Raw genomic sequence first — 21,931 nt, forward strand, 5'->3', positions numbered from 1 at the left:
TTCAGAGCGACTCCGCGAGCATGCGCCGGTAGTCGTCCGCGCTCGCCTCGCGCGGATTCGTCTTGTGGCAGTGATCCGCAAGCGCGCCGGCAACGACCTTGTCGAACATGCTCGCATCAACGCCCATCTGCGAGAGATGCGTCGGCAAGGCGAGACGCGCGGTCATGTCGTGCAGCGCCTGCGCGAGGTCCGCGTCCGCCGGCAGGTTCATCACGCGGCGCATGCGCGCGTAGCGGTTCTCGGCGATGACCGTCGGCGCCGATTCGTTGAAGCGCAGCACGGCGGGCAGCACGACCGCGTTCAGCGTGCCGTGATGCAGCGACGTGCGTCCGTCCACAGCCAGCCCGCCCAGCGGATGCGACAGCGAATGCACGCAGCCGAGGCCCTTCTGGAACGCCATCGCGCCCTGCATCGACGCGCTCATCATCGCGAGGCGCGCGTCGCGGTCCTGGCCGTCCTTCGTCGCGCGCTCGATGTGCGCCCAGGCGCGCTCGAGCCCGTCGAGCGCGATGCCGTCGGCGGGCGGATTGAACGCGGGCGCGAGGAAGGTTTCGATGCAGTGCGCGATCGCGTCCATGCCGGTCGCGGCCGTCAGTCCCGAAGGCAGCCCGAGCGTGAGCGACGGATCGCAGATCGCCGATTTCGGCAGCAGATGCCACGAGTGAAAGCCGAGCTTGCGGCCGTCGTTCAGGATGATGATCGCGCCGCGCGCCACTTCGCTGCCGGTGCCCGAGGTCGTCGGAATGGCGATCAGCGGCGCGGCCGCCTCCGTGATCTTGCCGCTGCCGCCTTCGATGGTCGCGTATTCGGTGAGCGTGCCCGGATGCGTCGCCGCAATCGCGACGCCCTTCGCGAGGTCGATCGACGAACCGCCGCCAACCGCGACGAGGCCGTCGCAATCTTCGCGGCGATACATGGCGGCGGCCTTCAGCACCATCGCTTCGGTCGGGTTCGACGGCGTTTCGTCGAACACCGGCAGTTCGCCGAGCTTCGCACTGTCGACCGCGCGCGCGGCGAGACCGGCTGCGGCGACGCCCTTGTCGGTGATGACGAGCGGCCGTTTCATGCCGACGCGCGCGCATTCGCTTTCGAGCATGGCGAGCGCGTCGTAGCCGAGGTGGATGTGGGTCAGATAGAAGATGAAGGCCATGACGTGTCCTGCTCGATGAGTGGGCGTGCGGCGATGGTAGGAGCCGCGCTCGACGCGTGTCAATCGGCGCTAGCGCGTAGCTTCGTGCCGCCTCGGCCGGTTACGCCGCGCACAGCGCGCGGATTTCGTCGGTGAACTGCTCGACCGTCTCGCGCTTCGTGTCCCACGCGCACATTAGCCGGCAGCCGCCCGAGCCGATGAACTGATAGAACTTCCAGCCCTTATTGCGCAGCGCGAGCGCGACGCGCGAAGGCAGTTCGGCGAACACCGCGTTCGATTGCGGCTCGAACATCACCTTCACTTCGGGGATGCCGCGAAGACGCTCGGCCATCAGCTTCGCCATCGCGTTCGCATGGCGCGCGTTGCGCAGCCACACGTCGTTGTCGAGAAGACCGAGCCACGGCGCCGAAATGAAGCGCATCTTCGAGGCGAGCTGCCCCGCCTGCTTCAGCCGGTAGGCGAAGTCGGCCGCGAGCGCCTTGTCGAAGAAGACGACCGCCTCGCCCACCGGCAGGCCGTTCTTCGTGCCGCCGAAACACAGCACATCGACGCCCGCGCGCCACGTGATCTCCGACGGATGCACGTCGAGCGACGCGACCGCATTCGCGAACCGCGCGCCGTCCATGTGTACCGTCAGATGCCGGCGCTTGGCAATTGCCGCGATCGCGCGCACTTCCTCGACGCTGTAGACCGTGCCGACTTCCGTCGACTGCGTGAGCGTGACGACCTTCGGCTTGGGATAGTGGATGTCGGCGCGGCGCGTGACGACCGCTTCGATCGCGTCCGGCGTGAGCTTGCCGTTCGCGCCCGTCGCGGTGAGGAGCTTCGAGCCGCCGGAGAAGAATTCGGGGCCGCCGCATTCGTCGGTTTCGACGTGCGCGAGTTCGTGACAGATCACCGAGTGATACGACTGGCACAGCGACGCGAGCGCGAGCGAATTGGCCGCCGTGCCGTTGAACACGAAGAAGACTTCGCAATCGGTCTGGAACAGCTCGCGGATGCGGTCGCAGACCTGACTCGTCCAGGAGTCGTCGCCGTAGGACGGCTCGTGGCCGCTGTTGTTGGCGTCGACCAGCGCGGCGAGCGCTTCCGGACAAATGCCGGCGTAGTTGTCGGAGGCGAAATGTTGCATGCGTTTTTTTCTTGTCGTGCGGTGGGACGCGCAGGCGCGCCGGGATCGGTGCGGCCATTTTATCCGCTACCACATTTGTGCGCGCTTGAGGCCGCGACGCGCGCCGCCGGCTCGTCCGCGCGCACGTCCGAAAGCAGCAGTTCACGCAGCGCGTTCAACGCCGCCGAGAAGTGACCGTGCCGCCAGACGAGCAGCGTATCGATCATGCCAATGTCGGGCAGCGCATGGACCGCGACGCCTTCGCTCGGCGTGCTCGTGAGCACCGCGCGCGGCGCCACGGCGACGCCCGCGCCCGCCGCCACGCACGCGACGATCGCGTGGTACGAACCGAGTTCGAGCACGCGCGCGAGCCGCACGCCGTCGCGGTCGAACCAGCGCTCGGCATACGCGCGATACTCGCAGCCGCGCTCGAACGCGACGAGCGTCGAGAGCGCAATGTCGCGCGGGCTTCGCACGGGCGGATGTCCGCTCGGCGTGAGAAGCACGAGTTCCTCGCGAAAGACCGGCACGGAGTCGAAGGTGTCGGCGGGCGTCGTCGCGGCATCGGGCGCCTTCGCGACGAGCGCGGCATCGACTTCGAAATTGCGCACGCTGTCGATCAGATCGCGCGTCACGCCGGTCACGAGTTCGAGCGTTACTTCCGGCCAGCGCCGGTGATAGTCCGCGAGCGCGCGCGGCAGGCGGCTCGCTGCGGTGCTCTCCATCGTGCCGAGCCGCAGCCGTCCGCGCGGACGGTTTTCCGCGACGGCATGACGCGCCTCGTCGGCGAGCGCGAGCAGGCGCTCGGCGTAAGGCAGCAGCGTTTCGCCGGCAGGTGTCAGGACGAGCCGACGGCCGTCGCGTGTAAAAAGCTCGGCGCCGAGCTGGTCTTCGAGTTGCCGGATGCGCGTCGTGACATTCGACTGCACGCGGTTGAGTTTCGCCGCCGCGCGCGTCACGCCGTTTTCACGCACGACCGTGCGAAATATGTGAAGCGCTGCGAGATCCATTTGAATCTCTCCGTGAGATGCATTGGTTCTCGATTATTCATTTTTCAGAATGGATCGGTCAAGCTAGGATATTTCGTATCCTTTCGTTCCTGGCCGACCATGTCCGCTTCCATGTCCCTTCCTCTTTCCGCCGGCCGCCCCGCACGCGACGCCGCGCTCGGCTGCGCGGTCGTGCTGGCCGTCGCGCTCGGTGTCGGGCGGTTCGCCTTCACGCCGCTTTTGCCGATGATGCTAGCGAGCGGCGCCATCGACATCCGCCACGGCGGCTGGCTCGCCTCCTGCAACTACGCGGGCTATTTCGTTGGCGCGCTGACCTGCGCCGCGATCGCCGTCGATCACGCGAAGATGGTCCGCGTCGGGCTCGTCGCGACGGTCGTGCTGACGTTCGCGATGGGCGTGATCGATGCGTTCTGGGTGTGGGCCGTCGTGCGCTTCGTCGCGGGCGTCGTCAGCGCGTGGACGTTCGTGTTCGCCTCGCAATGGGGACTCCGGCGGCTCGCCGAACTCGGCGCGCCCGCGTGGGGCGGCGTGATCTATACCGGACCGGGTTTCGGCATCGTCGTCACCGGGTTGATCGGCGCGGCGGCGGGGCCGCTCGGCGCGAATGCCACGTGGATCGGCTTCGCGGTGCTCTCAGCCGTGGCGGGCGCGTTCGTCTGGCGAACCTTTCGTGGCACCCCGCAAGCCGCGCCCGTCGCGAGTCGCACGGCGTCCGCGCCGACAGCGGGCGCCGAGGCCGGCTGGCTTATCGGGCTGTACGGCTTGCCGGGCTTCGGCTACATCATCACGGCGACGTTCCTGCCGGTGATCGCCCGTCACGCGCTGCCGGGGTCGATCTGGCCGGATCTGTTCTGGCCGGTGTTCGGCGCGGCGCTGATCGTCGGCGCGCTGCTCGCCGCGCGTCTGCCGTTGCACTGGGACAATCGCACGCTGCTCGCGGGTTCCTACGTGTTGCAGGCGGCCGGCATTGCGCTCGGCATCGTTTTTCCGACGACGGCCGGCTTCGCGATCGGCAGCGTGCTGATCGGATTGCCGTTCACGGCGATTACCTTGTTCGCGATGCGCGAGGCGCGCCGGCTGCGCGGCGAGCGCGCCGCCGGGCTGATGGGCTATGCGACGGCCGCCTACGGTCTCGGACAGATCGCCGGCCCGCTCGTCGCCGCGCCGATCGCCGCGCATACCGGTTCCTTTTCCATCGCGCTGTGGATTGCGGCGGGCGCGCTCGTCGCGGGGAGTCTCGGGCTGATGGGCGTCGCGGCGCGGCATCGCCTGCCATAGCGCGCCGCGCCTTTACGTTACTTCGCGGCCGGCTGACTGGCCGCGGCGTCCTTCTGCGCCTTGTCCTTCTTGCTCGCTTCGTGATGGCCGATCGCGCAGCCGCCCGCCGCGCCGACCGCTCCGTGCTTGCCGGCCACATGCCCTGCCACGCCGCCGACCGCCGCCCCTTCGATGCACCCCTTCGCCTGCACCGCACCTGCGGCGAAAAGCATCGTCGATGCAGCGAGAGCGCAAGTTGCAAGTTTGATCTTCATTCGATGTCGTCCTGTTTCGGTTGAAAGTCACATGACCGTTGCACGCGGCATACCTGACATCGCGTAATCACCGGCGCAGCAAGATGAAGGCGAAAAAAGAAGGCGAAAAAAATGCCCCGTCGAGACGGGGCATTTTTCATCGTGGCGATGCGTTTCAGAGCTGCTGCTGGACCCAGCCCGTCACGCCCGCGAGCGCCGCCGGGAGGTTCGCCGGCTCGGTGCCGCCGGCCTGCGCCATGTCGGGCCGACCGCCGCCCTTGCCGCCCACCTGCTGCGCGACGAAGTTGACAAGCTCTCCCGCCTTCACCTTCTTCGATGCATCCGCCGTCACGCCCGCGATCAGGCTGACCTTGCCGCCCTCGACGGACGCGAGCACGATCGCCGCGCTCTTCAGCTTGGCCTTCAGCTTGTCGACGGTTTCGCGCAGCGTCTTCACGTCCGCGCCTTCGAGCTGCGCGGCGAGCACGTGCACGCCCGCGACGTCGACCGCCTGCGAGACGAGTTCGTCGCCCTGGCTCGATGCTAGCTTCGACTTCAGCGCGCCGAGTTCCTTCTCCAGCGACTTCACGTGCTCCTGAACCTGCACGATGCGCTGTGTCAGTTCCGACGGTTGCGCCTTCAGCACGGCAGCCGCCGCGTTGATGCGCGAATCGAGTTCCTGCACGAAACGCACGGCGTTGTCGCCCGTGATCGCCTCGACGCGGCGAATGCCCGCCGCCACGCCGCCTTCCATCACGATCTTGAAGAAGCCGATGTCACCCGTGCGCTGAACGTGCGTGCCGCCGCAGAGTTCGCGCGAGAAACCGAGGTCGAGCACGCGCACGGTGTCGCCGTACTTCTCGCCGAAGAGCGCCATCGCGCCGCCCTTGACGGCTTCGTCGTAGGGCAGCACGCGCACGATGCCCGGCGCGTTCGCGAGCACTTCCTCGTTCACGATCTGCTCGACACGGCGGATCTGCTCGTCGGTCATCGGCGCGTTGTGCGCGAAGTCGAAGCGGGTCTTGTCCGCGTCGACGAGCGAGCCCTTTTGCTGCACATGGCCGCCGAGCACTTCGCGAAGCGCCTTGTGCATCAGGTGCGTCGCCGAGTGGTTGCGCGCGGTGCGGGCGCGGCGGATCGCGTCGATTTCGGCCTTCACGACGTCGCCGAGCTTGAGCGCGCCCTGTTCCAGCGTGCCGTGATGGCCGACGACGTCCGCCTGCACCTTCAGCGTGTCGAGCACGGTGAAGCGCACGCTCGCGTTCGCGAGCACGCCCTGGTCGCCCGCCTGACCGCCGGATTCGGCGTAGAACGGCGTGTGATCGAGCACGACGACCGCGTCCTGCCCCGCCTTCACCTCGTTCACCGACGCGCCGTCGACATACAGCGCGACGATCTTCGCGTCGTCGAAGATTTCCTTCTCGTAGCCGTGGAACGTGGTCTTCGCGCCCGAGTAGTCGAGGCCCGCCGCGATCTTGAACTTGCCGGCCGCGCGCGCCTGCTCGCGCTGACGAGCCATCGCGTCATCGAACGCGGGTTCGTCGACCGTCATGCCGCGCTCACGGCACACGTCCGCCGTGAGGTCGAGCGGGAAGCCGTAGGTGTCGTGCAGCTTGAACGCGAGTTCGCCGTCCAGCTGCTTCACGCCCTTCTGCTCCAGCGCCGCGAGTTCGCCTTCGAGAATCGACATACCGTGCTCGATCGTTTCGAAGAAACGTTCTTCTTCCTGGCGCAAAACGTCGGTGACGCGCGCTTGCGCGTCTTTCAGTTCCGGATACGCGGCGCCCATTTCGTCGACCAGATCGGCGACGATCTTATGAAAGAACGCGCCCTTGCGGCCAAGCTTGTAGCCGTGGCGGATCGCGCGGCGCACGATCCGGCGCAGCACGTAGCCGCGGCCTTCGTTGCCGGGAATCACCCCATCGACGATCAAAAACGAGCACGCGCGGATGTGGTCGGCGATCACCTTCAGCGAGTTGTTCGTGAGGTCCGCCGTGTCCGTTTCGCGCGCCGCCGCGTGGATCAGCTTCTGGAACAGGTCGATTTCGTAGTTGCTGTGGACGTGCTGTAGCACGGCCGCGAGACGTTCGAGACCCATGCCGGTATCGACGCACTGCTTGGGCAGCGGCGTCATGTTGCCCTGCGCGTCGCGGTTGAACTGCATGAACACGAGGTTCCAGATCTCGATGAAACGGTCGCCGTCTTCTTCAGGCGACCCCGGCGGGCCGCCCCAGATGTCCGGGCCGTGGTCGTAGAACACTTCCGAGCACGGGCCGCACGGGCCGGTATCGGCCATCTGCCAGAAGTTGTCCGACGCGTAGCGCGCGCCCTTGTTGTCGCCGATGCGGATGATCCGCTCGGGCGGCACGCCGATTTCCTTTTCCCAGATGCCGTAGGCTTCGTCGTCTTCCTGATAGACGGTGACGGTAAGCTTCTCCGCCGGCAACTGGTAGACCTTCGTCAGCAATTCCCAGCAATAGTGGATGGCGTCGCGCTTGAAGTAATCGCCGAACGAGAAGTTGCCGAGCATCTCGAAGAACGTGTGATGGCGCGCGGTGTAGCCGACGTTCTCCAGATCGTTGTGCTTGCCGCCCGCGCGCACGCTGCGCTGCGCGGTGGTCGCGCGCGAATACGGGCGCGACTCCGTGCCGAGGAACACGTCCTTGAACTGGACCATGCCCGAGTTGGTGAAGAGCAGCGTCGGATCGTTGCCGGGCACGAGGCTCGACGAACGGACGATCGTATGGCCCTTCGATTCGAAGAACTTCAGGAATTTCTCGCGTATTTCGGCAGCTTTCATGGCGTAACTGGGGCGGTCTGCTGTTTTGTGATGCGTCGGACTGGCGGTGCGGCTTGCTTTGCGTTCGCCGCGGCCCGCCGGGCGTTTTCTGCCGCGCCGTTGGCGGCGCGGCCTTGATTCAAAAGGTGATTGTCGATTATACGGGATCGCATGCGGGTTGCCGGTGCATGAAGATCGCGCCCGGGACGCATCTGTGCGAGAGTCGCGTTGGCGGAGCGCCGGATTCGCGTCGGCGCACTCGCCGATATCGTGCGCGTCCTGCGCTTTTGTCGCGCACTGAACCACCAGAACGAAGCAGATCGAAACAGGAAGGGAGGAAGATGGGAGCCTTGAGTCATATCCGCGTGCTGGACCTGACCCGCGTGCTCGCGGGGCCGTGGTGCGCGCAGACCTTCGCCGATTTCGGCGCCGACGTCATCAAGATCGAACGCCCGGAAACCGGCGACGACACGCGCCACTGGGGCCCGCCGTATCTGAAGACGCCCGATGGCGCCGATACCCGCGAAGCCGCCTATTATCTGGCCGCGAACCGCAACAAGCGCTCGGTGACGGTCGATATCGCGTCCTCCGACGGTCAACGGATCATCCGCGAACTGGCGGCGCAAAGTGACGTCGTGCTGGAGAACTACAAGGTCGGCCAGTTGAAGAAGTACGGGCTCGACTACGAATCGCTGAAAGCGGTGAAGCCCGATCTCGTCTACTGCTCGGTGACGGGCTTCGGGCAGACCGGCCCGTATGCGTCGCGCGCGGGCTACGACTTCATCATCCAGGGGATCGGCGGCTTCATGAGCATCACCGGCGAGCGCGACGGCCAGCCGGGCGGCGGGCCGCAGAAGGCAGGCGTCGCGATCGCCGACCTGATGACCGGCATGTACGCGACGGTCGGCGTGATGGCGGCGCTCGCGCACCGCGACCGCACGGGCGAAGGCCAATATGTCGACATGGCGCTGCTCGACGTGCAGGTCGCGATGCTCGCCAACATGAACACGAACTTCCTCGCGAGCGGCCAGCCGCCGGTGCGCTGGGGCAACGCGCATCCGAACATCGTGCCGTACCAGACGTTTCAGACGAGCGACGGCTGGATCATCGTCGCGGTGGGCAACGACGGGCAGTTCCGCAAGTTCGTCGAAGCGGGCGGGCGGCCGGAACTCGCCGACGATCCGCGCTTCTCGACCAATCCGTCGCGCGTGCGCAACCGCGAAACGCTCGTGCCGATCCTCGCGGCGATGGTGCGCGAGCGCGGCAAGCACGACTGGCTCGCGGCGCTCGAAGCGGCGGGCGTGCCGTGCGGGCCCATCAACGATCTCGGCGAGGTGTTCGACGACCCGCAGGTCGTCGCGCGCGGAATGCAGGTCGAACTGCCGCATCCGAGCGGCGCGCAGGTCAAGCTCGTGCGCAGCCCGATCAAGATGAGCGCGACGCCGCCCGAGGCGCGCCTGCATCCGCCGATGCTCGGTGAGCACACGGACAGCGTGCTGCGCGAGCTGCTCGGTTACGACGACGCGCGAATCGCGCGATTGCGGGAATCCAAGGCGATCTGAGCGCCGGCGGCGGGGGTCTAGCCCGGCGCGCCTCAGCGCGTGCCCGCGCCGATCAGGCCACCGGCTGCGGCGCCCGCGATCGTGCCGATCGGGCCGCCGGTGAGCACGTAGCCGAGCGCGCCGCCCGCGCCCGCGCCGATGGCGGCGTGCGCCTGCTGGCGGCTCATCCCGGAGCAGGCCGCGAGGCTTGCGACGAGGGCGCTGGCGGCGGCGAGCTTGATGGTCGTGTACGCGATCTTGTTCATGGTCGAGTTGTCCTTGTTCTATCCGTGTGCGGCGTTGTTATTGGTGTATTGGCGTGCGGCCTTAAAAGGCGCCGGGCGTCGGAGCCCTGGCGAGGCGAAGCCATCATACGAAATGCGTCGTGCCGCGAACAACTCGATTTACGTCCCGTTACGCTCGAAACAAACTTGTCGCGAATCACCGTGGGACAGCCGGCGAGCCCCGCCGGTCTTGCATCCGGCGCCTGTCGGCCCCATCTGCGAGGGACATTTGCGACCCCTCGGCAACAAATGGCCGGCCGCGGTCATGCTCGCCGGTCGCCTAAGGTAGAATCGACAGATAAATCAGGTATTTTCGAACGCTTTCGGACGTTTCTGAACGTCCCGAACCTGCAAGCGCCCTCGTCCGCTCTCTTTTTTCGCATGAACACCGATCGCAACGACGCCCCGGCGGTATCCAATTTCATCCGCAATATCATCGACGAAGACAATCGCACCGGCAAATGGTCGCAGCGGGTCGAGACGCGCTTTCCGCCCGAGCCGAACGGCTATCTGCACATCGGCCACGCGAAGAGCATCTGCGTGAACTTCGGCATCGCGCGCGACTACGGCGGCGTCTGCCACCTGCGTTTCGACGATACGAACCCGGAAAAGGAAAGCGTCGAGTACGTGGAGTCGATCATCGACGCCGTGAAGTGGCTCGGCTACGCGTGGAACAAGGACGGCGAAGAGCATCTCTACTTCGCGAGCGACTACTACGACAAGCTCTACGAGTTCGCAGAAACGCTGATCCAGCGCGGCCAGGCCTACGTCGACAGCCAGACGGCCGACGAAATTCGCGCCACGCGCGGCTCGGCCACCGAGGCCGGCATCAATTCGCCGTATCGCGACCGCTCGCCCGAGGAAAACCTCGACCTCTTCCGCCGCATGAAGGCGGGCGAGTTCAAGGAAGGCGAACACGTGCTGCGCGCGAAGATCGACATGGGGTCGCCCAACTTCAACATGCGCGACCCGGTGATCTACCGCATCCGCTTCGCGCATCACTACCGCACGGGCGACACGTGGTGCATCTACCCGATGTACGACTACACGCATTGCGTGTCGGACGCGCTCGAGAACATCACGCATTCACTGTGCACGCTGGAATTCGAGGATCACCGCCCGCTCTACGACTGGTTCCTCGCGCAACTCGCCGACGACGGCGTGTTCGCCCGTCCGCTGCCGCAGCAAATCGAGTTCTCCCGCCTGAACCTGACCTACGCGATCACGAGCAAGCGCAAACTGCTGCAACTCGTGCAGGAAAACCACGTCGACGGCTGGGACGACCCGCGCATGCCGACCATCGTCGGCGTGCGGCGGCGCGGCTTCACGCCGGAGAGCATCAAATTGATGGTGGAGCGCATCGGCGTGACGAAGGTCGATTCGTGGATCGACATGAGCGTGCTGGAAGGCGCGCTGCGCGACGATCTCGACGACAAGGCGCCGCGCGCGATCGCGGTGCTCGACCCGCTCAAGCTCGTCATCGACAACTATCCCGAAGGCCAGAACGAAGACTGCAGCGCGCCGGTGCATCCGCATCATCCGGAGCGCGGCACGCGCACGTTCCCGTTCTCGCGCGAACTGTGGATCGAGCGCGAGGATTTTCAGGAAACGCCGCCGAAGGGCTATTTCCGGCTCTTCCCGGGCAACAAGGTGCGTCTGAAGTACGGCTTCGTCGTGGAATGCACGGGCGCGGAGAAGGACGCGGACGGCAACGTGATCGCCGTGCACTGCAACTACTTCCCCGACAGCAAGTCCGGCACGGACGGCGCCAACAGCTACAAGGTGAAGGGCACGATCCACTGGGTCAGCGCGGAGCACGCCTGTCCGGCCGAAGTGCGCCTCTACGACCGGCTCTTCAAGGAACCGCAGCCGGGCGCGGGCGGCGCCGAGTTCCTCGACGCGCTCAATCCGGATTCGAAGCGCATCGTGAACGCGTATCTCGAACCGAGCGCGCGCGAAGCGGCGGCCGAAGACCGTTTCCAGTTCGAGCGTCACGGCTACTTCGTGGCCGACCGCATCGATTCGCAGCCGGGCAAGCCGGTGTTCAACCGGATCGTCAGCCTGCGCGACAGCTGGGGCAAGCCGGCCTGAGATACGCGTGAGGATCGCATGACATTGCCGCCCGTTCCTGCCTCGCGCCGCGCGTGGTCGAGCCGCGGCGCGCGCTGGATGGCAGCCGTCGCCCTCGCGTGCAGCGGCGTCGCGCATGCCGCCGGGCCCACTGGCGCCGAGGCGGCCATCGACCAGTTGCCGCCCTCCGCGACGCTGCGCAAGATCGCGGAAAACGGCGCGATCGTGCTCGGCGTGCGCGAGTCGTCGGTGCCGTTTTCGTATCTCGACCGCCAGCAGCAGCCGATCGGCTATTCGCACGACATCGCGCTCAAGATCGTCGACGACATCAAAAAGCGTCTGAATCTGCCGAATCTCGCGGTCAAGACGGCGCTCGTCACGTCCGCGAACCGCATCTCGTTTGTCGTGAACAACCAGGTCGACCTGGAATGCGGCTCGACCGCGCATATCGCCGAGCGCGATCCGCTCGTTGCTTTTTCGAACAGCTTTTTCCAGTACGGCATCCGCATGGCCGTGAAGCGCAAGTCGGGCATCAAGGATTACGAGGATCTCGCCGGCAAGACGGTCTCGACGACCGCCGGCACCTCCGACGAGCGCATGCTTCGCCAGATGTCGATCGAGAAGAAGCTGAACCTGCGCATCATCAGCGCGCGCGATCACGCTGAGGCGTTCCAGGCGCTGAAGTCCGACCGCGCGGTGGCCTTCGTGATGGACGATCCGCTGCTGTACGGCAAGATCGCGCAGGAAGGCGCGGCCCGCAACGAATACGTCGTGACCGGCAAGCCGCTCGCGTTCGAAACCTACGGCTGCATGATTCGCAAGGGCGACCCGGTGTTCAAGCGGCTGGTCGACGACGTGATCGCCAACATGCAGCGCTCCGGCGAAGCGGCGAAGCTCTACGAGAAGTGGTTCACCCGGCCGATCCCGCCCGACGGGATCAACCTGCAATTCCCGATGTCGCCGGAGATGAAGACGCTGTTCGCCAATCCCAACGACCGCACGATCGACTGATCGACTGGCCGGCGCCCGCCTTGCTCAAACGAGCGTCTCGTGCAGTTCGGCGAGCGACAGCGTCGTCTGGAAGAGCCGCGCGAGGCTGCGGCTCGCGAACGCGTCGATGTCGGGGACGCTCACCCAGCGGTAAGCATCCATTTCCGGGATCATCGTGCCGTCGCCGCGGCGCGGGAAAAAAGACTCGCACACGCACTGGTCGAGCCGCACTTCGTCTTCGGTGACGCGCACCGCGAACAGATGCAGGTCCTTGTCCCGGCGATAGAGAAAGCGCCCCAGATCCTTCAGCCGCTCGGGCGGCAACACGATGCCCGTCTCCTCGACGAGTTCGCGCAACGCTGCGTCGATCGGCCGCTCGCCGGGGTCGGCGTGGCCCTTCGGCACGTCCCAGTGCGACGTTTCGGTTGCGTGACAGAGCAGGACGTCGCCCTGCTCGTTCAGAATGACGACGCCGCACGACACGGTGCGCCCGCTCATGCGCGACCCTCCGCCCCGGCGACGGCGGCTCCGGCAGCCACGGCGCGCGTCATTGCTTCAGCAATTTCCACTTGCCGCCGCTCGCCTTGCAGGCGGTCGGCGTCCAGGTCTGCGTCTGCCCCTTGGCGATAGCGACGAGCGTCACCTTGCGGCAGGTGCGATCGCCCTGCTTGACGGTGTCCTGCGGCGTGATGGTGCCTCGGATCGGCACCGGGTTGCCGGCGCCCTGGTTGTTCCAGTCGACCGATTCGCCGTCCTTCTGCGTGTCGAGCGCCTTGCTCGCGGCGCTGTTGAGCGCCTGAAGGTCGCGCTGCTTCATGTAGCTGATCGGCGTGTCGTTGAGAAAGCCGAGATTCGCAGCCGACGCAGCGGCGGCCCCGGCGACGAGCAGAGCCGCCGCGGTCGACTGGACACAGGCACGGACGAACGCGCGGGATGTCATCGGCATAAAACGATTCTCCTGAGGGTCGATTTCGATGGCTTCGCCCACACAGCATGGCGGCCGGACCCATCGAGAATAGCATGAGGCGAACGCGCCCAACCCTGCCCGCGAGAGGCTCGGCCCGGCCACGCAAAGGCGAACCGGACGCGCCGCAGGATAATTTTAAGATTGATCCAATGTTCGCCTTAGAGCCCGCGCTCTAGCATCGACGGTTCTGTCTGCCCTTGCGGCGACTTCCAGTCATTTGCAACCCGTCGACCATGTCCGAGCTTCTGTTCTCCAGCCATTCACCGGCCGTCTACTGGCTGCTCTCGATCGTCACCGTCGCCTGCGCGGCCGGCATTCCGGGCGCCGTCATGCTCGTCGACCAGGTGCTGGCGCGCGGCCCGGTGTGGCAACGCAGCGGCGAGGTCTGCGACTGGCCGCGCGTCATCGCCTGGGCCGGCATGGCGCTGCTCCTTGCCGCGTTCGTCGCGCTCGTGCTGCTCTGCCGGTCGCTCGCGTCGGCCTAATTCGCCGCGGTCTTGGCCGGCGTTCGCGCCGGGACCTGAAACCCGTCGGTCAGCGTGCCGAGAAACGCGACCACATCCTTGATCTCCGCCTCATCCAGCGCCGGCTGCTCGCCGCGCTTGCGATCGAAAGGCGGCTCCGTATTCACGTTGGTCCAGTAGCGCTTCGGCAGGTCGTCGAATTTGCGGACCACGCCCTTCGATACCGGATAGAACTTCTCCGGATTCGTATCCCGCTCGACGTAGAACCGCACCACGTCTTCGAGCGAGTGATAGATTCCGTTGTGAAAGAAGGTCTTGCGCAGCGCGACGTTGCGCAGCGACGGCGTGCGGAACAGTCCGCAGAATTCGTCGCGTCCCTTCAGATCGGTCCGCTCCGGACCGCATGCGCCGAGATCGTGATAGCGCGGGTCCCGGTTAACCGGCAGCGCGCGGTTGCGCGGCACGCCGATCGCGATCAGCCCGAAGTCGCTGAACTGCGGCGGCGTGCCGTCCTTCGCGCGCTGGCTGATGTGGCACGCCGCGCAATTGCCCTTCTTCTCGTCGTTGAAAAGCGCGAGGCCGTGCAGTTCCGCGTCGGTGAGCTTCGTCCTGCCCGCGAGATACGCGTCGAACTTGCTCGTGTACGGATAGAACTTCTGCGGCACCTGCTCGAACGCTTCCAGCGCGCGTAACGTCGCGGCGAAAGTCTTGTCGTCGCTGTCGAAGACGTTCGCGCCGAACGCGCGGCGGAAGTCGTCGGCGTAAGGCGCCGCCTTCACCGCTGCCGCCACCTTCGCCGGCGTGCTGCCCATCTCGAACGACGACAACAGCGGAATGCGCGCCTGGTCCGCGCCATGATCGACGCGTCCATCCCACGTCAGCCCGCCCGTCGGACCGGCATCGACGCTCTCGTCGCCTTCGTCGTCGGAATCGTGGAAATGCTCGCTGAACGCGGGCACCGCCTGCAAATACCTGAGCGAAGGCACCGCGCGAAATCCCGGCCGATGCATGTCGCTGCCGCCCAGTTGCACCGACAGCCCGTTCGACGGCCCGAACGCGTGATCCGGACTGTGGCACGACGCGCAAGCGAGCTTGCCAGAGCCTGAGAGCGACGGATCGAAGAAGAGCTTCTCGCCGACCGCCGTCATCTCTTTCACGGCCGCGAACACCTGCGAGCGCGACTGGGCTTGCGGCGATGCGCTCGCGGCCTGCGCGGGCGCCGCGTTGGGCGACGCATCCGCGGACGGGTTCGCCGCATGCGAATCGCAGCCGCCGAGCGTGATCGCAAGCGCTGCAAGGAGGAGTGAGGACACGGCGACGGAAAGACGCAACGAAGACATGAGCAGAGGGGCAAATGAAGAGAAGCCGCAGCGTATGACGCGAAGATGTCGATCGCGTGACAGGGCGTGAGCGAGCGCTTACGAACGCGCTACCTTACGCAGCCGAAAGCCGTATTACACGCTCATGTCAAACGCGCTTGCGACACTTGCGGCGCCGGCCACATCCGACAGCGCTTTTTCAAAGCGCGCGACGTGCGCCGGTTCCCCAACACGAGAGACCATTTCAATGAACAAGAAACTCGCCTGCGCCGTGCCGCTCACGGCGCTCGTCGCATTCGGCCTGTCCGCGTGCGGCGGCAGCGACAGCAATCATGCGGATTTGTCGTCGGTGAAGAACATCGTCGTGATCTATGCGGAGAACCGCAGCTTCGACAATCTCTACGGCAACTTCCCCGGCGCGAATGGCCTGCAGAACGTCACGGCGACGAGCGCGGTCCAGCTCGATCGCGACGGCAGCACGCTCGCGACGTTGCCCGCAATCTGGGGCGGCCTGACGGCGAAGGGCGTGACGCCCACCGTCACCGAGGCGATGACGGTGAACCTGCCGAACGCGCCGTTCGCCATCGACGATCCGGCCGGCTTCAATACGTCCCTTTCGACGACGACGCGCGACCTGTATCACCGCTTCTACGAGAACCAGATGCAGATCGACGGCGGCAAGAACGACAAGTTCGCTGCCTGGGCCGATTCGGGCGGCCTCGTGATGGGTCACTACAACACGAACGCCGACAAGCTGCCGCTCTACAAGATCGCACAGCAGTACACGCTCGCCGACAACTTCTTCATGGGCGCGTTCGGCGGCTCGTTCCTGAATCACCAGTGGCTCGTCTGCGCGTGCACGCCGGTCTATCCGAACGCGGACAAGAGCCCCGCGGCCAGTTCAGTTTCGTCCGTCAACGACGACGGCGTCTCGCTCAAGGTCGCGTCGAATTCGCCGGCCTCCGCGCTCGCGGGCATTCCGAAGTTCGTGAACTCGGGCAACCTCACGCCCGACTTTTTCGCGATCAACACGATGCAGCCGCCGTATCAGCCGAGCGGCAACAAGGCAGCGACGGGCGGCGACCCCGCCCTCGCCGACCCGGGCGTCGCGACGACGCTGCCGCCGCAGACGCAGCAGCACATCGGCGATCTGCTGAACAATGCGGGCGTTTCGTGGGCGTGGTACGGCGGATCATGGGGCGCGGCGCTCGCCGATCCGACCGTGATCTACGGCTCGACGAATTCGGTGCCGAACTTCCAGACGCACCATCAGCCGTTCAACTACTTCGCCGATCTGGCGCCCGGCACGGCCAATCGCGCGCAGCATCTGCTCGACGGCGGCACGAACGGCGCCGAGTTCATCAAGGCGATCGACGCGGGCACGCTGCCGGCCGTTTCGTTCTACAAGCCGCAGGGCAACCTGAACGAGCACGCGGGCTACACCGACGTCGCCTCGGGCGATGCGCACATCGCCGATCTGATCGCGCATCTGCAAAAGAGCCCGCAGTGGAAGAACATGGTCGTCGTCGTGACCTACGATGAAAACGGCGGCTTCTGGGACCACGTCGGCCCGCCGAAGGGCGATCGCTGGGGTCCGGGCTCGCGCATTCCGGCGCTCGTGATCTCGCCGTATGCGAAGAAGGGTTTCGTCGATCACACGCAATACGACACGACCTCGATCCTGCGCCTCATCACGCACCGCTTCTCGCTGCCGACGCTGCCGGGCCTCGCTTCGCGCGACTCGGCGCTCGTGGCGAACGGCGGCAAGGCGATGGGCGATCTGACCAACTCGCTCGACTTCTCGCAGTAACGCGGCCGACGCCATGCGTGAAGTGGCCTCGCGCCCGCTTCACGCACCGCTGAACAAGGTCACGAGATTGGCGCCCGCGCGCTCGTTCGCCCGCGCGACGACGCGCGCTTCCAGTTCCGCGAGATGCTCGCGCATCGAAGCGAGCGCGGCGTCGAGCCGGCCGGCTTCGAGCGCGTCGATGAGCCGCGCGTGGTCGTCGGATGCGCAGTTCGATGCCTTCGACGGATCGAACAGCGCCTTGTAAAGCTCCGTCTTCGCGACGAGCTGCGCGAAGAATGCGTGCAGTTCCGGAGCGGCCGCCATCTCCACGAGCAGCAGATGGAACTCGCCCGCGAGCCGCACGCAATCCTCGACACTGCCCGCCTTCAGCGCGCGCGCCTCGCTCTTCACGTGCGCACGCAGACTGCGCTTTTGCTGCGTCGTGAGCGCGCCGCAGAGCGTCACGACGATGCCCGCTTCGATCACTTGCCGCGCGCGATAGACGGCGCGGATGTCGTCTTCCGACGGCGACGGCACGAACGCGCCGCGATTCGCCTCCAGCACCACTTTCCCTTCATAGCCAAGCCGCATCAGCACCTTGCGGATCGTGCCGCGCGTGCAGTCGAAAGCGGCTGCGAGATCGCGTTCGACGAGCTGCGCGCCGGGCGCGAGCTTGCCCTCCAGCAACGCTTTCGTGAGCGCGGCGTGAATGCGCTCGTCGAGGGGAAGATCGCTTGTCGAGGGTTGCTTTCTGGTAGCCATGACCCGTATCAGCGCCTGTTATAAGCTGTATTTCGATGACCGGCATTGTAGCGACTGATGTACCCTCTCCAAAATGGTTGACCAAAAACAGTTAAAATGGTCAACCAGAGAGGAGGGATTTGGTCATATGAAACCGTCTTATTCGATCATCGACGTGCGTCCGTCCGGTGCGGCGCCAGTCGATGTACGGGTCGTCGACGGCGCGATCGCGTCGATCGCGCCGCACGAGCGCGCCGCGCCGCCGGTCGCCGGCGACACCGTCATCGACGGTCAGGGCGCGCTGCTGCTGCCGGGCTTCGTCGAAGGTCATACGCACCTCGACAAGACCACGTGGGGCATGCCGTGGTATCGCAACGCCGTGGGGCCGCGTCTCGTCGATCGCATCGAAAACGAGCGGCACTGGCGCGCGACGAGCGGACATGACGCCGCGCGCGCGTCGCGCTCGCTCGCGCTCGCGTTCCTGCGCGCCGGCACGACGCGCCTGCGCACGCACGTCGACATCGATACCGATGCGCGCCTCGCTCATCTCGATGGCGTGCTCGACACGCGCGCCGCACTCGCCGACGTGCTCGACCTGCAGATCGTCGCGTTTCCGCAATCGGGCGTGCTCGAACGGCCCGGCACGCGCGAACTGCTCGATGCCGCGCTCGCAGACGGCGCCGACGTGCTCGGCGCGCTCGACCCGGCTGCCATCGACAAAGATCCCGCCGCGTCGCTCGACCTGACGTTCGCGCTCGCGACGCGCCATCAGAAGCCGATCGACATCCATCTGCACGAGCCCGGCGAACTCGGCGCGTTCACGTTCGGACTTCTGCTCGATCGCGTCGAGGCGCACGGGCTGCATGGGCGTGTCGTCGTGAGTCATGCGTTTTGTCTCGGCGAGCTGCCGGTGGCGAAGCGCGACGCGCTGCTCGAACGCATCGCACGCGCGGGCGTCGCGCTTTTGACGACCGCGCCCGCTTCGACGCCCGTCCCGCCGCTCAAGGCAGCGCGCGCGGCGGGCGTGACGCTCTTCGGCGGCAACGACGGCATCCGCGATGCCTGGACGCCCTACGGTTCGCCCGACATGCTGGAGCGCGCGATGCTGATCGCGATGCGCTACGACCTGCGCCGCGACGACGATCTCGCCACCGCCTTCGACCTCGTCACGACCGAAGGCGCCCGCGCCTGCGGCTTCGAGCGCTACGGCCTCGCGGCGGGTGCGCGCGCGGACCTCGTGCTCGTCGACGCCGAGACCGTTGCGCATGCGATCACGTCGCGCCCGCCGCGCCGCCTCGTGATGGCGAACGGCACGCTGATCGCGGCGGATTTCTCGCGATGAAAACAGCGCGTTCCGACCTTGCGTGGCTCGCCGTGATCGTCGCGATCGGGCTGAACCTGCGGCCCCTGCTCACGTCGATCAGCCCACTCACCGGCGTGATCCTCGCCTCGACCGGGCTCACGTTCCACGGCGCGTCGCTGCTCACGGGCCTGCCGGTGGTCGCGATGGGCGTCTGCGCGTTCGGCGCGAGCGCGCTGGCGCGGCTCGTCGGCGAGGCGCGCGGCGTGGCGGCGGGTCTCGTTGCGATCATGTGCGCCTGCGCCGCACGGCTGTTCATCGACAGCGGCAGCGTGCTGATCGCCAGCGCGGCGGTCGCGGGCGTCGGCGTCGCGGTGATCCAGGCGCTCCTGCCCGGCGTCATGAAGACGCGTTTCGCGGCGCGCCTGCCGTTCGCGATGGGCGTCTATTCGGCGTCGATCATGGCGGGCGGCGGACTCGGCGCGAGCGTGACGCCAGGCGTCGCCGCGCACGTCTCGTGGCACGCCGGGCTCGCGGTGTGGGCCGTGCCCGCGCTCGTCGCGCTCGCGCTGTGGGGCTGGCTCGTAAGTGGAGATGGCATCGGCGCGGCGAAACCGGCGCGCGCGGCCGATGCGTCGCCTTCGCTTTTCCTCAATCGTCGCGCGTGGCTGCTCGGACTCTACTTCGGGCTGGTGAACGGCGGCTACACGTGTCTCGTGGCGTGGCTGCCAGCGTATTACCAGCAACTCGGCCGCAGCGTGACGCAAAGCGGCGCGCTGCTCGCGATCGCGACTGTATTCCAGGCGTCGTCGGCGTTGCTCCTGCCGATGGCCGCCGCGCGCTCGCGCGACCGTCGTCCGTGGCTTGCGGCCGGGCTCGTCGCGCAACTGGCGGGTTTCGTCGCGTTGCTCGCAGCGCCAATGGCCGCGCCCGTCCTGATCGTCGCGCTGCTGGGCGGCGGACTCGGCGGCGTGTTTGCGCTGACGCTCGTTCTCACGCTCGATCACACCGACGACCCGAGGCTCGCCGCGCGGCTCGTCGCGTTCGTGCAGGGCGTCGGGTTCGTGATCGCGGCGGCGGCGCCGATCGTCGCGGGCATCGTGCGCGATGCGACCGGCGGCTTCACGGTCTCGTGGATGATGCTGATCGCGAGCCTCGTCGCGATGATCGCGCTCACGCTGGTCTTCGCGCCGCACAGTTATGCGCGCGCGATGCGGGGTCATGCGGGGGAGGTGAAGCGGACGAAGGCGCGGCAAACGCGCCGTGTCGTGGAAGAAACGTGAGGGAAGAACGAGGAAACGCTGGCACGGCAGGAGGGACTCGAACCCCCGCCCCTCGGCTTAGAAGGCCGATGCTCATTAGCGTCAAACCCTTGCGGGTATTGACTTGTATCCAGCTTCGAAGAAATTGAGCACAGTTTGAGCACACTGCGTCCTACCGAGAAGGTGGTCGCATGGCAACAATCAGTAAGTACCGTGATGCGTGGAAGTGTCAGGTACGCAAGAAAGGGCTGCCCGCACAGACCCGCTCGTTTCCGACGAAGGCAGAAGCCGAACGCTGGGGGCGCAGCATCGAAGCAGAAATGGACCGGGGCACGTTCCTGCCCGCCAACGAAGCCGAGCAGACCAGTCTGTCGGCCGTACTCGCCCGCTATCTCACCGAAGTGTCAGTGACAAAGCGTAGCGTCAAGAGCGACGAAGGCCGTGCCCGCCGAATAGGCCAGCACCTCGGCTCGTACCGCTTGGTGAAGATTACGCCCGCAGTGCTTGCGACGTACCGCAATGACCGGCTTAAGACGCTTGCGCCTCAGACTGTCGTGCATGACCTGAATCTGATCAACCGCGCCCTGCGCATCGCCACCTCTGAGTGGGGCATTGTCCTGCCTGCTGGCGTTCCCCGTGTCATCAAACCGAAACGCCCCGAAGGACGTGACAGGCGCGTGACGGAGGTGGAGATCGAGGCTCTGATCGCGGGCACCGAGTCACCTGAACTCGCGCTGATCGTCGGGCTGGCCGTGGAGACTGCTATGCGCCGGTCAGAAATCGTGTCTCTGAAGAAGGAACACATCAGCCTAGAGCGCCGAGTCGCGTTCCTACCGACAACGAAGAATGACAAACCGCGCCGAGTTCCGCTGTCCACGCGGGCGCTTTCCGTCATTGAGCAAGCGTGGCCGCTTACGATCAGCGATACGGGGCCGCTCCTGACCATGAGGGCCGACTCGGCAACGAAGGCGTTCGTAAGGGCCGTGCGTCGCGAGCGCAAGCGCCACATAGAGGGATGCAAGAGACGAGGTACGGCTCCCGACCCTCACTTCATGGTTGACCTCAGATTCCACGATCTGCGCCATGAAGCAATTAGCCGTGCAGCCGAGAAAGGTCTGAACGTTATCGAACTTGCTGCGGTGTCGGGACACAAGACACTGTCGATGCTTGGCCGATACACCCATCTCCGGGCAGAAGACCTTGCAAGAAAGCTAGGCTGACGCTGCGGGCGGCAGGCGGGCATCTAGCATGACCGCTCTGCTCGCTGCCGTTAGCGAAGACACAACCTGACGAACTCCGTGCCGGCCGCAGCCATCCCCATGCCAATAGCCAGCGCGCCGCTCGCGGTCAGGACCGGCGGCCACCATCGCTGCTCGCGTTCGGTCTTCTGGATGTCAGCGATCAGCCGCGTTGTCTCTGCTTGGAGTGCGTCGATGTTGGCCTGTGACTGTCGAATGTCCATGTCTCACCGTTTGAATGAGGGACCGCGCAGCCATTCTACGCCGGACGGTTGCGCTCCGTGCCTACCTTCGGTGGCCCGCCTGACGGGAGCGCGCAACAGATGCGCGACGGCAGGGCCGTATGGCATACTGATCCCGCCGAGAAACGGTGGCATGACCGCCCGCACCTGCACCCAGTCATTC

20 protein-coding genes and 1 tRNA gene are annotated in these 21,931 nt (G+C 66.2%); 9 read left to right on the top strand and 12 right to left on the bottom strand.

Translation table 11 applies throughout. The features are described from left to right. Position 1: 1 nt before the first annotated feature. From QCE48_RS09725 to QCE48_RS09735, 3 genes are all read right to left on the bottom strand, one after another. Positions 2-1,150, bottom strand: coding sequence for an iron-containing alcohol dehydrogenase (locus tag QCE48_RS09725; RefSeq protein WP_309788037.1), 1,149 nt, complete (start codon positions 1,148-1,150; stop codon positions 2-4). A 100-nt stretch (positions 1,151-1,250) separates the two neighbouring features. Next, positions 1,251-2,282: a low specificity L-threonine aldolase gene (locus QCE48_RS09730; RefSeq protein ID WP_309788036.1), complete on the bottom strand. Its 1,032-nt coding sequence runs from the start codon at positions 2,280-2,282 to the stop codon at positions 1,251-1,253. A 59-nt stretch (positions 2,283-2,341) separates the two neighbouring features. Further along, positions 2,342-3,271 (bottom strand): LysR substrate-binding domain-containing protein, encoded by a 930-nt coding sequence (locus tag QCE48_RS09735; RefSeq protein ID WP_309788035.1) that lies wholly within the window; start codon positions 3,269-3,271, stop codon positions 2,342-2,344. Positions 3,272-3,382: 111 nt separating this feature from the next. Between QCE48_RS09735 and QCE48_RS09740 the strand changes: the two genes are divergently transcribed. Continuing rightward, on the top strand, positions 3,383-4,549 hold the full coding sequence (locus QCE48_RS09740; RefSeq protein WP_309788034.1) for a YbfB/YjiJ family MFS transporter: 1,167 nt from the start codon (positions 3,383-3,385) through the stop codon (positions 4,547-4,549). 17 nt (positions 4,550-4,566) lie between these two features. Here the strand turns inward: QCE48_RS09740 and QCE48_RS09745 are convergent, their stop codons facing one another. Together QCE48_RS09745 and alaS are read right to left on the bottom strand one after the other, a co-directional pair. Next, on the bottom strand, positions 4,567-4,761 hold the full coding sequence (locus QCE48_RS09745) for a hypothetical protein (RefSeq protein WP_087630722.1): 195 nt from the start codon (positions 4,759-4,761) through the stop codon (positions 4,567-4,569). A 196-nt stretch (positions 4,762-4,957) separates the two neighbouring features. Further along, complete coding sequence (gene alaS / locus QCE48_RS09750; RefSeq protein WP_309788033.1) at positions 4,958-7,582, bottom strand: alanine--tRNA ligase; 2,625 nt, start codon at positions 7,580-7,582, stop codon at positions 4,958-4,960. Between the two features lie 320 nt (positions 7,583-7,902). On the opposite strand from alaS, the gene QCE48_RS09755 reads away from it, so the two are divergent. Continuing rightward, positions 7,903-9,123, top strand: a complete 1,221-nt coding sequence (locus QCE48_RS09755; RefSeq protein ID WP_309788032.1) for a CaiB/BaiF CoA-transferase family protein — start codon at positions 7,903-7,905, stop codon at positions 9,121-9,123. 32 nt (positions 9,124-9,155) lie between these two features. Here QCE48_RS09755 and QCE48_RS09760 read toward each other — a convergent pair whose 3' ends face one another. Then, the gene (locus QCE48_RS09760) at positions 9,156-9,368 is read right to left on the bottom strand and encodes an ornithine carbamoyltransferase (RefSeq protein WP_309788031.1); all 213 of its coding nucleotides are present in this window, start codon (positions 9,366-9,368) and stop codon (positions 9,156-9,158) included. A gap of 399 nt (positions 9,369-9,767) precedes the next feature. Between QCE48_RS09760 and QCE48_RS09765 the strand changes: the two genes are divergently transcribed. After that, entirely contained in the window at positions 9,768-11,477 is a 1,710-nt protein-coding gene (locus QCE48_RS09765) for a glutamine--tRNA ligase/YqeY domain fusion protein (protein ID WP_309788030.1), read from the top strand. Between the two features lie 78 nt (positions 11,478-11,555). Beyond that, positions 11,556-12,467 (top strand): transporter substrate-binding domain-containing protein, encoded by a 912-nt coding sequence (locus QCE48_RS09770; protein WP_404983353.1) that lies wholly within the window; start codon positions 11,556-11,558, stop codon positions 12,465-12,467. Positions 12,468-12,491: 24 nt separating this feature from the next. Here the strand turns inward: QCE48_RS09770 and QCE48_RS09775 are convergent, their stop codons facing one another. Next, on the bottom strand, positions 12,492-12,944 hold the full coding sequence (locus QCE48_RS09775; RefSeq protein ID WP_309788028.1) for an NUDIX domain-containing protein: 453 nt from the start codon (positions 12,942-12,944) through the stop codon (positions 12,492-12,494). Between the two features lie 49 nt (positions 12,945-12,993). Beyond that, positions 12,994-13,392 (bottom strand): RT0821/Lpp0805 family surface protein, encoded by a 399-nt coding sequence (locus tag QCE48_RS09780; RefSeq protein WP_309788027.1) that lies wholly within the window; start codon positions 13,390-13,392, stop codon positions 12,994-12,996. 254 nt (positions 13,393-13,646) lie between these two features. On the opposite strand from QCE48_RS09780, the gene QCE48_RS09785 reads away from it, so the two are divergent. Beyond that, entirely contained in the window at positions 13,647-13,898 is a 252-nt protein-coding gene (locus QCE48_RS09785; RefSeq protein ID WP_309788026.1) for a hypothetical protein, read from the top strand. Here the strand turns inward: QCE48_RS09785 and QCE48_RS09790 are convergent. Beyond that, positions 13,895-15,217 (bottom strand): cytochrome c peroxidase, encoded by a 1,323-nt coding sequence (locus QCE48_RS09790; protein WP_309788025.1) that lies wholly within the window; start codon positions 15,215-15,217, stop codon positions 13,895-13,897. The genes QCE48_RS09785 and QCE48_RS09790 overlap by 4 nt on opposite strands. A gap of 226 nt (positions 15,218-15,443) precedes the next feature. Here QCE48_RS09790 and QCE48_RS09795 point away from each other — a divergent pair, with 226 nt between their 5' ends. Then, positions 15,444-17,006 carry an acid phosphatase gene (locus QCE48_RS09795; RefSeq protein WP_309788024.1) on the top strand — a complete coding sequence of 521 codons (1,563 nt, stop codon included), beginning with the start codon at positions 15,444-15,446 and terminating at the stop codon, positions 17,004-17,006. Between the two features lie 39 nt (positions 17,007-17,045). Here the strand turns inward: QCE48_RS09795 and QCE48_RS09800 are convergent, their stop codons facing one another. Next, on the bottom strand, positions 17,046-17,747 hold the full coding sequence (locus QCE48_RS09800) for a GntR family transcriptional regulator (RefSeq protein WP_309788023.1): 702 nt from the start codon (positions 17,745-17,747) through the stop codon (positions 17,046-17,048). Positions 17,748-17,874: 127 nt separating this feature from the next. On the opposite strand from QCE48_RS09800, the gene QCE48_RS09805 reads away from it, so the two are divergent. Together QCE48_RS09805 and QCE48_RS09810 are read left to right on the top strand one after the other, a co-directional pair. Next, on the top strand, positions 17,875-19,068 hold the full coding sequence (locus QCE48_RS09805) for an amidohydrolase family protein (protein WP_309788022.1): 1,194 nt from the start codon (positions 17,875-17,877) through the stop codon (positions 19,066-19,068). Continuing rightward, positions 19,065-20,309 carry a cyanate transporter gene (locus QCE48_RS09810; protein ID WP_309788021.1) on the top strand — a complete coding sequence of 415 codons (1,245 nt, stop codon included), beginning with the start codon at positions 19,065-19,067 and terminating at the stop codon, positions 20,307-20,309. Before QCE48_RS09805 ends, QCE48_RS09810 begins: the two co-directional genes overlap by 4 nt. A 19-nt stretch (positions 20,310-20,328) precedes the next feature. On the opposite strand, the gene QCE48_RS09815 is transcribed toward QCE48_RS09810, so the two are convergent. Beyond that, positions 20,329-20,459, bottom strand: a tRNA-Arg gene (locus tag QCE48_RS09815). A 20-nt stretch (positions 20,460-20,479) separates the two neighbouring features. On the opposite strand from QCE48_RS09815, the gene QCE48_RS09820 reads away from it, so the two are divergent. Then, the gene (locus tag QCE48_RS09820; protein ID WP_309788020.1) at positions 20,480-21,508 is read left to right on the top strand and encodes a site-specific integrase; all 1,029 of its coding nucleotides are present in this window, start codon (positions 20,480-20,482) and stop codon (positions 21,506-21,508) included. Positions 21,509-21,558: 50 nt separating this feature from the next. Here QCE48_RS09820 and QCE48_RS09825 read toward each other — a convergent pair whose 3' ends face one another. Next, on the bottom strand, positions 21,559-21,750 hold the full coding sequence (locus QCE48_RS09825) for a hypothetical protein (protein ID WP_309788019.1): 192 nt from the start codon (positions 21,748-21,750) through the stop codon (positions 21,559-21,561). Positions 21,751-21,931: the final 181 nt, after the last annotated feature.

This window comes from Caballeronia sp. LZ024 (assembly GCF_031451455.1).
Classification (GTDB): Bacteria; Pseudomonadota; Gammaproteobacteria; order Burkholderiales; family Burkholderiaceae; genus Caballeronia; species Caballeronia telluris.

What these genes read in the sequence shown, in the direction of transcription:
- QCE48_RS09725 (WP_309788037.1), bottom strand. Translation starts at nt 1,150, where the DNA reads ATGGCCTTCATCTTCTATCTGACCCACATCCACCTCGGCTACGACGCG.
- QCE48_RS09730 (WP_309788036.1), bottom strand. Translation starts at nt 2,282, where the DNA reads ATGCAACATTTCGCCTCCGACAACTACGCCGGCATTTGTCCGGAAGCG.
- QCE48_RS09735 (WP_309788035.1), bottom strand. Translation starts at nt 3,271, where the DNA reads ATGGATCTCGCAGCGCTTCACATATTTCGCACGGTCGTGCGTGAAAAC.
- QCE48_RS09740 (WP_309788034.1), top strand. Translation starts at nt 3,383, where the DNA reads ATGTCCCTTCCTCTTTCCGCCGGCCGCCCCGCACGCGACGCCGCGCTC.
- QCE48_RS09745 (WP_087630722.1), bottom strand. Translation starts at nt 4,761, where the DNA reads ATGCTTTTCGCCGCAGGTGCGGTGCAGGCGAAGGGGTGCATCGAAGGG.
- alaS (WP_309788033.1), bottom strand. Translation starts at nt 7,582, where the DNA reads ATGAAAGCTGCCGAAATACGCGAGAAATTCCTGAAGTTCTTCGAATCG.
- QCE48_RS09755 (WP_309788032.1), top strand. Translation starts at nt 7,903, where the DNA reads ATGGGAGCCTTGAGTCATATCCGCGTGCTGGACCTGACCCGCGTGCTC.
- QCE48_RS09760 (WP_309788031.1), bottom strand. Translation starts at nt 9,368, where the DNA reads ATGAACAAGATCGCGTACACGACCATCAAGCTCGCCGCCGCCAGCGCC.
- QCE48_RS09765 (WP_309788030.1), top strand. Translation starts at nt 9,768, where the DNA reads ATGAACACCGATCGCAACGACGCCCCGGCGGTATCCAATTTCATCCGC.
- QCE48_RS09770 (WP_404983353.1), top strand. Translation starts at nt 11,556, where the DNA reads ATGGCAGCCGTCGCCCTCGCGTGCAGCGGCGTCGCGCATGCCGCCGGG.
- QCE48_RS09775 (WP_309788028.1), bottom strand. Translation starts at nt 12,944, where the DNA reads ATGAGCGGGCGCACCGTGTCGTGCGGCGTCGTCATTCTGAACGAGCAG.
- QCE48_RS09780 (WP_309788027.1), bottom strand. Translation starts at nt 13,392, where the DNA reads ATGCCGATGACATCCCGCGCGTTCGTCCGTGCCTGTGTCCAGTCGACC.
- QCE48_RS09785 (WP_309788026.1), top strand. Translation starts at nt 13,647, where the DNA reads ATGTCCGAGCTTCTGTTCTCCAGCCATTCACCGGCCGTCTACTGGCTG.
- QCE48_RS09790 (WP_309788025.1), bottom strand. Translation starts at nt 15,217, where the DNA reads ATGTCTTCGTTGCGTCTTTCCGTCGCCGTGTCCTCACTCCTCCTTGCA.
- QCE48_RS09795 (WP_309788024.1), top strand. Translation starts at nt 15,444, where the DNA reads ATGAACAAGAAACTCGCCTGCGCCGTGCCGCTCACGGCGCTCGTCGCA.
- QCE48_RS09800 (WP_309788023.1), bottom strand. Translation starts at nt 17,747, where the DNA reads ATGGCTACCAGAAAGCAACCCTCGACAAGCGATCTTCCCCTCGACGAG.
- QCE48_RS09805 (WP_309788022.1), top strand. Translation starts at nt 17,875, where the DNA reads ATGAAACCGTCTTATTCGATCATCGACGTGCGTCCGTCCGGTGCGGCG.
- QCE48_RS09810 (WP_309788021.1), top strand. Translation starts at nt 19,065, where the DNA reads ATGAAAACAGCGCGTTCCGACCTTGCGTGGCTCGCCGTGATCGTCGCG.
- QCE48_RS09820 (WP_309788020.1), top strand. Translation starts at nt 20,480, where the DNA reads ATGGCAACAATCAGTAAGTACCGTGATGCGTGGAAGTGTCAGGTACGC.
- QCE48_RS09825 (WP_309788019.1), bottom strand. Translation starts at nt 21,750, where the DNA reads ATGGACATTCGACAGTCACAGGCCAACATCGACGCACTCCAAGCAGAG.